This is a genomic window from Vibrio sp. 1557, from assembly GCF_033340175.1.
Taxonomy (GTDB): Bacteria; Pseudomonadota; Gammaproteobacteria; order Enterobacterales; family Vibrionaceae; genus Vibrio; species Vibrio alginolyticus.
Genome location: NZ_JAWOVZ010000048.1, coordinates 1 through 10,754 on the forward strand (window position 1 = coordinate 1; position 10,754 = coordinate 10,754).

At 44.0% G+C, this 10,754-nt stretch carries 10 protein-coding genes and 1 other annotated feature; of the genes, 5 read left to right on the forward strand and 5 right to left on the reverse strand.

What is annotated here, in order from left to right:
- The first annotated feature begins 501 nt into the window (after nucleotides 1–501).
- Complete coding sequence (gene sltY / locus R7070_RS23935) at nucleotides 502–2,448, forward strand: murein transglycosylase (protein WP_044129577.1); 1,947 nt, start codon at nucleotides 502–504, stop codon at nucleotides 2,446–2,448.
- Nucleotides 2,449–2,461: 13 nt separating this feature from the next.
- Nucleotides 2,462–2,770: a trp operon repressor gene (gene trpR, locus R7070_RS23940; RefSeq protein ID WP_005381892.1), complete on the forward strand. Its 309-nt coding sequence runs from the start codon at nucleotides 2,462–2,464 to the stop codon at nucleotides 2,768–2,770.
- Between the two features lie 110 nt (nucleotides 2,771–2,880).
- Here trpR and yjjX read toward each other — a convergent pair whose 3' ends face one another.
- The 5 genes from yjjX to bamD all read right to left on the reverse strand — a co-directional run bounded on the left by yjjX (nucleotide 2,881) and on the right by bamD (nucleotide 7,870).
- Entirely contained in the window at nucleotides 2,881–3,414 is a 534-nt protein-coding gene (gene yjjX, locus R7070_RS23945; RefSeq protein ID WP_025768441.1) for an inosine/xanthosine triphosphatase, read from the reverse strand.
- Between the two features lie 24 nt (nucleotides 3,415–3,438).
- A complete protein-coding gene (pheA, locus tag R7070_RS23950) occupies nucleotides 3,439–4,617 on the reverse strand; it encodes a prephenate dehydratase (protein ID WP_256900276.1) in 1,179 nt (392 codons plus the stop codon).
- Between the two features lie 12 nt (nucleotides 4,618–4,629).
- Nucleotides 4,630–4,751: a sequence feature (Phe leader region), on the reverse strand.
- Nucleotides 4,752–4,859: 108 nt separating this feature from the next.
- Entirely contained in the window at nucleotides 4,860–5,186 is a 327-nt protein-coding gene (gene hpf, locus R7070_RS23955) for a ribosome hibernation-promoting factor, HPF/YfiA family (RefSeq protein ID WP_005381889.1), read from the reverse strand.
- A gap of 325 nt (nucleotides 5,187–5,511) precedes the next feature.
- Nucleotides 5,512–6,993 (reverse strand): lytic transglycosylase F, encoded by a 1,482-nt coding sequence (locus R7070_RS23960; RefSeq protein ID WP_309473959.1) that lies wholly within the window; start codon nucleotides 6,991–6,993, stop codon nucleotides 5,512–5,514.
- Between the two features lie 148 nt (nucleotides 6,994–7,141).
- Complete coding sequence (gene bamD / locus R7070_RS23965; RefSeq protein ID WP_005381876.1) at nucleotides 7,142–7,870, reverse strand: outer membrane protein assembly factor BamD; 729 nt, start codon at nucleotides 7,868–7,870, stop codon at nucleotides 7,142–7,144.
- Between the two features lie 136 nt (nucleotides 7,871–8,006).
- On the opposite strand from bamD, the gene rluD reads away from it, so the two are divergent.
- From rluD to R7070_RS23980, 3 genes are all read left to right on the forward strand, one after another.
- Complete coding sequence (gene rluD, locus R7070_RS23970) at nucleotides 8,007–8,984, forward strand: 23S rRNA pseudouridine(1911/1915/1917) synthase RluD (protein ID WP_005381875.1); 978 nt, start codon at nucleotides 8,007–8,009, stop codon at nucleotides 8,982–8,984.
- A gap of 1 nt (nucleotide 8,985) precedes the next feature.
- A complete protein-coding gene (gene pgeF, locus R7070_RS23975; RefSeq protein WP_054574292.1) occupies nucleotides 8,986–9,714 on the forward strand; it encodes a peptidoglycan editing factor PgeF in 729 nt (242 codons plus the stop codon).
- Between the two features lie 144 nt (nucleotides 9,715–9,858).
- A partial coding sequence (locus R7070_RS23980; RefSeq protein WP_318141317.1) for a Clp protease N-terminal domain-containing protein occupies nucleotides 9,859–10,754 on the forward strand: 896 nt, incomplete at its 3' end.

The window sequence follows — 10,754 nt, forward strand, 5'->3', positions numbered from 1 at the left end:
GATTTACCTGCACCGTTCAGACCTAAAACACCGATTTTCGCACCAGGGAAGAAGCTCAGAGAGATGTCTTTAAGAATTTGACGCTTAGGTGGCACAATTTTGCTCACCCGCGACATGGTATATACGTATTCAGCCATTGCCGATCGTTCCTAAATTAACTGTCATTCAAACCCATCATTTTATACCAAGTGCTTTGTTTTTGTTACCGCATTGCAAGAATTTCCCTAACGAATGGATTTCTTATTTTGAGCTGACCGGAAACTTACACGGTTAGGGTATACACTTTTGTTATTCGTTAAGAATGACGAAGTGTGTTCTATGCGAGTTAGAAACGCTTTGTCTCCATCGTCTTAAAAGTTTGACGAGTACAATTTTTAATACACAAAGTTGCTTTACATGGACATCTGCATTCTGTGTAAATAGATGCATGTGTGAAAATTGCCTTAACATCACATGAACTCTAACAAAACTAGGCTTTAGGGCAGTATATGTCTGGGGAAAATGACACAAATGAGATTCAACGTATCTGAATTGGCTAAAAAGGTATGCTGCGCCGCCGCGTTGTGTGCTATGAGTTTGAGTGCTAATGCCGCGCTGAGTTTGGAAAAGCAGCGCGAAGTATATGAGCAAGCTCAAGATTTATTAGATAAAAATGACATCGACAGATACCTTTCGATTCGTCCTAAAATTTCTGACTATCCACTAACGCCTTATGTGGATTACCGCACTTTTATTAGACAGTTACCGGAAAAGTCACCACAACAGGTGAACGAGTTTATTTCTGAGCACGAGTCTTTTCCATTTTCTCGTCGAGTTCGCGCTCCATACCTCAATCATCTTTATAAGCAAAAAGATTGGAAAACCATTACTGAGTTTCAAAAAGTCATTCCTAGTGGTGAGCGTTACCAATGTATTTTCTACGTCGCTCAATTAAAGCAAGGCAAGAAAGTCGCGGCGTTTAAAGGGGCTGAACATATGTGGTTACGTGGCATCAGCATTGCTGATGAGTGTGACCCATTATTTGCAGCATGGGACAAGGCGGGTGAGCGTACCGATGAACTGATTCTACAGCGTATGTTACTGGCGTTTGATGCTCGTAATGGCGGTTTGATGAGTTACTTGCTCAAACTGCCTAAATCAGCGCAGGCAAAGCAACAAGCCAAAGAAATGAAAGCGTTGTTTGATAATCCTTCAAGTGTTGCGGAATTCGCGAAGAAAAAACCTGCGAATGATTTTAATCGAGCGCAAAGTGAATATGCGTTAGAAAAGTTGGCTCGCATGAACACTAGCCAAGCACAAGGTGCGTACGATGCTGTCATTAAAGGACAGAAGTTTTCTCCAGAAAAAGCGCAAGAACTTGCCGACTATATTGCATTTCGATTGACTCGTACGGAGTCTGAGTCATTAGCTAAATGGCGCGATGATAAAACGAAAACCAGTCAGTACTTACCGTTGATTGAAACGCGCATCCGCTTAGCGATTCAAAATGCAGATTGGAAAGGCGTACAAGAGTGGATTGCTGTTCTAAATAAAGAAGAACAAGCCACGCTACGCTGGCAATATTGGCTTGGAAGAAGTGAAATAGCGTTAGGTGATGACATCGCGGGGAAACAGCGTTTAGCAACTCTGCTTGGGCAACGAAACTTCTACAGTGTGGCTGCCGCCAATGCAATCGGGCAATCAATCAAATACCCAACGCATACGGTTAAGTTGGATAAGAAAGTTGTTCAACCCTATCAAGACTCGTTAGCTCGTATCGAAGAGTTGATCGCGACGGATAAAATCGCAGCAGCGAAGAGTGAATGGGCACACTTACTGCGCCGCGTAGGGAAAGATGAAAAGGCGATGTTGGCGGCTTATGCATCATTTAAACGTTGGCATCACCTAACGGTGACCGCGAGTATTCAAGCGCAGATGTGGGATAATATCGAACTTAGGTTCCCAATAGCACACCGCTGGTGGTTTAACTTTTATGCGAAAAAGCACAACATTGATCCCGTCACGATGATGTCTCTCGCTCGACAGGAAAGTGCGTTAGATGTTGAAGCCCGCTCTCCAGTTGGCGCTCGTGGTCTTATGCAGATCATGCCTGCGACGGCGAAGTACACGGCACGTAAATATAAGTTGAGTTATCAAGGTACGCAGGATCTCTACAATGTAGGAAAAAATATCGAAATTGGTAGCCATTATTTGCAAGGTTTATTAGAGGATTACGATAATAATCGTATTTTTGCTCTTGCTGCTTATAATGCAGGTCCTAACAGAGTAAAAACGTGGCGAGAGCGTACCCAAGGAAAAGTGGATGCTTATGCCTTTATTGAGGCAATTCCATTTAAAGAGACGCGCGGTTATGTACAAAACATCTTGATGTTTGAAACATACTATCGTGATCTTTTGGGTATCGATGGCGCGTTCTTGAATCAACATGAGATCAATACCAAGTATTGAGTGAGGTAACTTGATGTCGCACGAACCCGAGTACAAAGACTGGCAACAGATTATTGAGCTAATTCGAACAAGTATGGGCACCCAGCAAGATGACATGCTGTTAACAATGCTGATGTCACGTGATGAGAGAGAGTCATTAATATCACGCGTTAATATAATTAACGAACTTCTTAAAGGAGAATTATCTCAACGTCAGATCAGTCAGATGCTTGGTGTGGGCATTGCCACCATTACTCGTGGCTCTAACGAACTAAAGTCGAAATCTGATGAAGAAAAAGACAAGTTGAAAGTCTTGTTAGAACAAGTTGCGGTATCTAAGTAGACAGTATATCCAATTTGCTTTTAGGCCTTGGTGTTACAATTGACTAAGATAACGTATTACAAAGGGCGGAAATATCCGCCCTTTTGCGTATCTAGAGAATAGGCTGAGTGTTATAAATTTGAAGGAAAGTGCTCAGGGTTTGTGAATGGAATCAAAGCCAGAATCAAGGCTTGGTGATAGACCGAGCTTCGAGTTAGCTGGTTTTGGGTTAGTAGGCTAATAGCGCCACCTTTCTGTTTGATGTTATCAGTACCAAACACTTTGTCCATTACATCTCCCAACTCATTCGCATCCTTGAGTTTTTCCAAGACTTTTGGCGGCAACATTAAGCTTGCAGAACGAGATTCACCGCGGTGAGTCTCTGACTCAACCACCATCCAAGCAAACGTCACGTTTGCTTCAATTCCCGCTTCGAGACCGACATAGTAATCCGCGTTTGGCATCTCTACTTTTGCGTTTTTAACGCGGTTTAGCGCACCACGATGAGTTTCTTCATTCGTCATGGGCTGATCTGCGACCTCACTCGGTACACTGATGCCAACGAAGTTGAACTCTTGATGCGGAAATGCATTACGAAATGCACTTTGAACTGCATTAATTTTGGCTGGGTTTAGCGATGCGATTACGACTTTTTGGGTTGCCATGATCTTTTTACTCACTGGTGTCTATTAACTCAATTTTACTTGCGTAGGCTTTACGTTCTCACTCGGGTAACAGCCTAATACTTTCAAGTGCTTAGTGATTTTTGTTAGCTCTTCAAGTGCCTGTTGCATTTCTGTCGAAGCAAGATGTGATGTCAAGTCTACGTAGAACATCTCTTCCCACGGGTTCCCCATAATTGGGCGTGATTCCAGCTTGGTCATATTGATGCCGTAACGTTGCAGCACTAATAGTGTTTCAACCAATGAGCCTGCCTCTTGGGAGGTCGACATGATCAATGTGGTTTTTGCTGGAATCTGAGTAGAAACTTCAACCGGTTTACGAGCAACCACGATAAAGCGAGTATGGTTTTCGGTTTGGTTTGCGATGTAGCCTTGAATTGCTTGCAAGCCATATAGCTTACCGCTTGATGCATTACCAATTGCAGCCACATCATCACGATCCATCTCTTGGACTTTCTGCATTGCATCTGCTGTGCTCGCGCAGGATTCCAGCTTTACCCCTTTCATACGGCTTAAAAACTCACTGCACTGTTGGTGTGGCTGAGGGTGAGAATACAGCGTTTTAATATCTTCCAGACGAATGTCTTTTTTCGCAACCAAGCAGTGTTCGATTGGTTGAGTTAGCTCTCCAACGATGTAAAGCGTCGTGTGTTGTAGTAAGTCATACACTTCATTAATAGAGCCTGAGCTGGTGTTTTCGATTGGCAGAACGCCATAATCAGCATGGCCAGATTCAACCGTTTGAGTCACTTCTTTAAAGTGCTCGCAGTTGAGCTCGATAAGCTCCGTATTTTTACGACTGAAGTATTCGCGACTTGCCAAGTGCGAATAAGAGCCTTTGGCTCCTAAAAAAGCGACGCGAGCAAGTGGCTTGCGGCTTTGCTGTGGGTTAACGAGATTTTGCAGATAACTTTGTTGAAGCAGAACTGAGTCTTCAATGATGGTATGGAAAAGTTTGGTGATGTACTGCGCGTCAAGTTCGTATTTATCTTGGCCATTAGAAATCAGCTTGACCAATAATTGCTGTTCACGGACGGCGTCGCGAACAGGCTTTGAGGTTTGTACTTTGCTTTTGGCTACTTCAATGCTGAGTTTACGGCGCTCAGACAATAAGCTGAGAAGTTGGTCATCCAACTCATTCAAGCGTAAACGAATTTCTTCGAGGGAAATAGGTTGGTCAGTCATCAATTCTTTCCTTATAAAAAAGCCTCCCGATTTGGGAGGCTTTCTGTTTGTTTTTGACTTTTCTTTCACAAACGAGTTCGCCCCTCCAACTATGGGAGGAAAAAGAAGTCAAAAATAAACAGTGAGGTTAAATGCATAAATAGTGCTTAATTTATGAGTGTTTAAACACAATAAGCAAGGCTGGGGAGAGCGTCAAGCAAAAAAATAGCGCCTTTCGGCGCTATTTCCTCAATATGTTCAGTTTACTCTTCTTCTTCCACTAGCTCAGGCTTACTTGCACGTCGAGCTTCAGGTTTGTGGGTCAGCTTGTTCAATTGTCGTTCTAGTTTTTGCTCCACTTCGTTGATAGCTGCGTAAAGATCTTCGTGAGTTGCTGAGGCAATGAGCTGGCCTTTAGGAACTTTGATAACCGCTTCGAATTTCTTCTGTTTGTTTGGTTCCTCACTGAAAGTTGCTTGGCAACCAATTAGGTCTACTTGCCATTTCTCCAGTTTTTTAAATTTGCTCTCAATATGAGCTCGGATTGCAGAGGTGATTTCGATGTTTTTGCCAGTGATATTCATTGTCATAAGTGTTTTTCCTCTGTTGCATCCCTCATGGGTTGAGTTCAGATTACCGCTTTAAGCACAAAAAAATGTGATTCAGATCATTATTTTGCTCGGGTTTTTTATGATGAAAAATGAATGTGATCTCACTCAAGAACTTCTGAGATTTATCGTGAAATTGCTTGTTATCGGTTAGTAAATCCGTAGATTGGATAGAGTACTCAGCTGAAAACGGCCTCGTTTTTAGGGAAGTTTTACGGCCTAATATTTGAGGTGGTTAAAATTTAACTACACGTAAGGTGTGATGACGATCACTGAGTCTTTCCAATGAATCCATTTAAAAAGCCGCTTACTGTACAAGCGGCTTTTTACTGTCTGGCATTTGGCTGACTTTTCGTAGCGGTATCATGAAAATGGGGTCTTTTGGGGCTAGTGAAACCCTTTCTAGACTTTTGACTTGGTCCAAACTTTCTAGTTGTTTGTATATTATGTAGTAGCGATTAATGCTTGTGACGTACCCAACCGTTGAGCTTAAACTTTTCCGCATAACGACTTCCACGTTATTAAACCAAACATTAGGATCGTAACCTTGTTGGGCTGCACGCTTACGAATACGCTCTACATTGCCGGGGCCCGCATTGTAAGCCGCCAATGTAAAGTAGAGTTTATTTTGTGCAGTAATATCAGGATCACTGAAGTACTGCTTACGCAAAAAAGCTAAGTATTTCACTCCAGCATGAATGTTGTTTTCTAATTGTCGAACATTTTTGATATTGATATTCGGATCTTGAGCGGTGCTGGGTAGGACTTGCATTATGCCAACGGCACCTCGGCTTCCAACTAGGTCGTTATTAAATCCTGATTCCTTGTAAGCGATTGCAGCGATCAGTAAATAGTCGATATCGTATTTCTCACCATAGCGTGAAAATAGCGCTGCGAGTTTTTCTAGTTGAGCAATTTTCTTAGGGTTAAGAGCTCTGTTCAACCATCCCGTGTTATCGATGTATTTACCGTAAATAACGTTACCGAGTAGTGTCCCAGAGCGAGACTTCTGGATGAACTTATTCACGACGGCTTTTAATTTGGGACTATTTTCTCGCATTGCCCAAGCAATTTTGCCATTTTTGCGGATAGGGATTTTTTTGTGCACCCGAATATCATCCATCACTTTCAGCCAAAGCTTGGCTTTATGGCTATCGAGAACAATGGCTTTGACGTAACCATTGTTGAGCATTCCGACCAGCTCATAATCTTGAAGTGTTTCTTCAATAAAGTGCACGATAACAGGCGGTAAGCCTTTTTTGTTTAGTTTCTTATTTAGTGTCTGAATGCTTTCAAAGTAGCTAGAGCTGGCGCGCACCCAAATCTCTTTGCCGCTCAGTTGTTCGATTTTCGTCATCGTTGGTGTGCTTTTGTTTGTCACTACCCACTCTTGAATGTCAGTGAGAATGGGTGAACTGAACTCCACTTTCTGTTTGCGCGTGTCGGTAATAGTCAGGTTGGCGACAACTAAGTCACCTGAACCGTTTTCTAAGGCTGGCAGTAGCTGGTCGCGGGCAACAGGAATAATTTGTACGTTAAGCTTTGGTTTGAGTTTACGAAGGTCTTTTTCGAAATGCGCCAGCAATTCCGCGCCTATGCCTTTTGGTGTGCCGCCCTCAATGTAGTAAAAGCCTAAATCAGCAGAAACTAAGACGCGCAGTACATTCTTCTCCTTGATGACATCGAGGTCCCCAGTATAAGGAGGCTGTTTGAGCGGCGAGATTTGCAGTGCGCAAACGGAAGCAGACAATAGGAGCAGCATAACTGCGCAAAGCTTAGATATCGTCACGTTCACATCCTTTTTATAAAGGGGAGAGGAGAACTTTAAGCATATGTGGAGCTAGGAAGATCATCAAGAAAGGGCTGAATACACTATTGAGAGTAATAAAAAACCGCCACGGTAAAAACGGTGGCGGTTCAGTTTAAAGCAAGTTCAATTACTTCACAGGGTTGAGCTCGATAAGCTTTTCAGTTCTTGCTACGGCGTCTTCCAAACCAAGTTGCTTGTAGGCCTCTAGCTGGATAGTCAGTGACTTACGTGCAGCTTCTGTGTCTGGATACGCTTTTTGTAGCTCTTGGCTGCGATTAATAGCAGCGACCCAAGCTTCACGGCGAAGGTAGAAGTCAGCAGTCGCTAAATCATAGTTCGCTAGACGGTTTTTCAGCGCGACCATACGTTTTTGTGAATCTTCTGCATATGGGCTATTCGGGTAGCGTTGAAGTAGTTTTTTGAAGTCATCAAACGCTTTTTTTACCGGTTCAGGATCGCGATCGCTTCGATCTACGCTGAATAAATCATGCATAAAGTTACGATCTTGCGCCATGTGGCTTAGACCTCGCATGTACAGCACCCAATCCATCTTTTCATGGGTTGGGTTTAAACGCATAAAGCGAGAAATGGTTGCCAAGCCCAAAGCAAGGTCGTCGTTTTTGTAGTACGCATAGATTAGGTCAAGCTGCACCTGTTCTGAGTAGGCACCGAATGGGTAACGTGAGTCTAATGCTTCCAGTTTCTCAATTGCAGAAAGCCAATTACCACTTTGAAGAGAAATCTGTGCGTCTGCATACAGTTCCGAAGGCGGCACATCAGGAACGATTTCTTCTTTGCTTGCACATCCAAACAGAAGGGATACCGCTAAAAGGCCTGTTAAAGTCTGACGTTTCATATCAGGAGTCTGTTCCTTGAATCTAAATATTTCTTAAGCTGCCGTTACTTTCTTTCCAGTAACAGATACAATGACGTAATAGTCTATTTTTTCACAGTCGTGAGCATTAGTCTCACAGTTTTTAAAAAAGTTCGATATGGCTCAGCAGATTGTATTAACAAATACCGTAAAAGATAGCCAGTTAGGTCAACGTTTAGACCAAGCTATCGCCGAATTATTCGCGGACTTCTCTCGCTCGCGCCTAAAAGAGTGGCTGCTTGATGGGAAAGTTCAAGTTGATGGTGAAGTTGTCACTAAACCTCGTACCAAAGTAATGGGTGGCGAGGAAATTACATTGCAAGCCGAGTTAGAAGATGAAGAACGCTGGGAAGCGCAAGATATCCCGCTAGATATCGTCTATGAAGATGAAGATATTATCGTTATCAACAAACCTCGTGACTTTGTGGTTCATCCGGGCGCTGGTACGCCTGATGGCACTGTACTTAATGCGTTGTTGCATCATTACCCTGATATTGCAGAAGTACCTCGTGCAGGTATCGTGCACCGTTTGGATAAAGACACAACGGGTTTGATGGTGGTGGCGAAAACCGTTCCTGCACAAACTCGTCTGGTTCGCGCACTGCAAAAACGTAATATTACTCGTGAGTACGAAGCGATCGCTATTGGTCGTATGACTGCGGGCGGTAAAGTGGATCAACCTATTGGTCGTCACTCTACTAAGCGCACGCTTATGGCGGTGGCACCAATGGGCAAACCAGCAGTAACGCACTACCGTGTTGCTGAACGCTTCCGCGAACACACGCGTATTCGTTTGCGTCTAGAAACGGGTCGTACGCACCAGATTCGTGTGCACATGTCTTATCTTCAGCATCCGCTGCTCGGTGATATTGCATATGGTGGACGTGCTCGCATCCCGACAGGTGCGTCTGAAGAGCTAACGGCAATGATCCGGGGCTTCGATCGCCAAGCATTGCACGCAGTAATGCTGCGCTTTGAGCACCCAATTACGGGCGAAGTTCTTGAGTTTCATGCTCCAGTGCCTGATGACATGGTTGTGATGACTGAAGCGCTTCGTCAAGATACAGAAGAGCACGGCTTACCGGAAGAATTCTAATATGAAGACGATCATTCCGAATTGGCCAGCTCCTAAAAATGTCAAAGCTTTCGCCTCAACACGCATAGGCGGATTTTCGACAGGCCCTTACCAAGGGCTAAATTTAGGTACTCACGTTGGGGATGATTTGTCTTTAGTAGAGAAGAACCGAGCTTGGTTGGCGCAACAGGCAAGCATGCCAAATGCGCCAATCTGGTTAAACCAAACGCATTCAACCGTTGTGGCTCAAGCAAATGAACCAACAACACAGGTGCTTGATGCGGATGGTGTATTTACTTCTTCAAGCCATGTTATTTGTTCAGCGATGACCGCCGATTGTTTACCTGTATTATTGACTAATACACAAGGTACGCAAGTAGCCGCTGTTCACGCAGGTTGGCGCGGCTTAGCAAATGGCATTGTCGAAAATGCGTTAGCGTTGTTTTCTGGTGAAGTGATAGCGTGGCTTGGCCCCGCCATTGGCCCCCAAGCCTTCGAAGTGGGTGAAGATGTTCTGCAAGCTTTTGTTGATTTTGATTCACAGGCGAATCAAGCATTTGCTCCACGCGATATCGACGGTAAATGGTTTGCTGACATGCCGGTGCTGGCAACGCAACGTCTAAACCGGGCTGGTGTGACACAAGTGTTTGATTCTGGACTTTGTACTTACCAAGATAAAGCCTCTTTTTACTCTTATCGCCGTGATGGTAAGACTGGTCGACAAGCAACCTTTATTTGGATCGAAGACTAGCTATAAGCACCAAAGTGCTAAGATGCATACTACTATTTTTGCAAAGCTATCTTTATTCATTCACTCCCTTGAAATTCCCCTCCTGAGTATCCATCTTTCTAACTGTCAAAAGAATTTCCTTTAGTTGAGGTTAGGAAGGTAGATATGCGTCTTGATCGATTCACAAGTAAGTTTCAAATCGCTATCTCTGATGCTCAATCACTAGCGTTAGGGCGCGATCATCAATATATCGAGCCAGTTCACCTCATGGTGGCTTTGCTTGATCAAAATGGCAGTCCAATTCGTCCATTGCTTACTATGCTGGATGTGGACGTAACGCATTTACGCTCTAAATTGAGTGAAATGTTAGATCGATTACCAAAAGTCAGTGGCATCGGTGGGGATGTTCAGCTCTCTAGCTCGATGGGCACATTGTTTAACCTGTGTGACAAAGTGGCGCAAAAGCGTCAAGACTCCTATATCTCGTCTGAAGTCTTCCTGCTTGCCGCTTTAGAAGATCGCGGACCATTGGGGCAATTGCTCAAAGAGATCGGCTTAACAGAGCAAAAAGTCAGCCAGGCAATCGAAAAGATCAGAGGTGGTCAAAAGGTCAATGATCCGAATGCAGAAGAGCTTCGTCAAGCATTGGAAAAGTTCACCATAGACCTTACCGAACGTGCAGAGCAAGGTAAATTGGATCCGGTTATCGGCCGTGATGATGAAATCCGTCGTACTATCCAGGTATTGCAGCGTCGTACTAAAAACAACCCTGTGATTATCGGTGAACCAGGCGTAGGTAAGACAGCAATTGTTGAAGGCTTAGCGCAGCGCATAGTTAACAATGAAGTACCTGAAGGTCTGCGTGGTCGCCGTGTGCTATCACTGGATATGGGCGCACTGGTTGCTGGCGCGAAATACCGTGGGGAATTTGAAGAGCGTTTAAAATCAGTATTGAATGAACTTGCTAAAGAAGAAGGCAACGTCATCCTCTTCATTGATGAACTACACACTATGGTCGGTGCTGGTAAAGGTGAAGGCTCAATGGATGCGGGCAACATGCT

Bases quoted from the DNA above. Each gene is read 5' to 3' on its own strand.
- pheA (WP_256900276.1), bottom strand. From the start codon at position 4,617: ATGACTGACCAACCTATTTCCCTCGAAGAAATTCGTTTACGCTTGAAT.
- rluD (WP_005381875.1), top strand. From the start codon at position 8,007: ATGGCTCAGCAGATTGTATTAACAAATACCGTAAAAGATAGCCAGTTA.
- pgeF (WP_054574292.1), top strand. From the start codon at position 8,986: ATGAAGACGATCATTCCGAATTGGCCAGCTCCTAAAAATGTCAAAGCT.
- hpf (WP_005381889.1), bottom strand. From the start codon at position 5,186: ATGACAATGAATATCACTGGCAAAAACATCGAAATCACCTCTGCAATC.
- bamD (WP_005381876.1), bottom strand. From the start codon at position 7,870: ATGAAACGTCAGACTTTAACAGGCCTTTTAGCGGTATCCCTTCTGTTT.
- yjjX (WP_025768441.1), bottom strand. From the start codon at position 3,414: ATGGCAACCCAAAAAGTCGTAATCGCATCGCTAAACCCAGCCAAAATT.
- trpR (WP_005381892.1), top strand. From the start codon at position 2,462: ATGTCGCACGAACCCGAGTACAAAGACTGGCAACAGATTATTGAGCTA.
- sltY (WP_044129577.1), top strand. From the start codon at position 502: ATGACACAAATGAGATTCAACGTATCTGAATTGGCTAAAAAGGTATGC.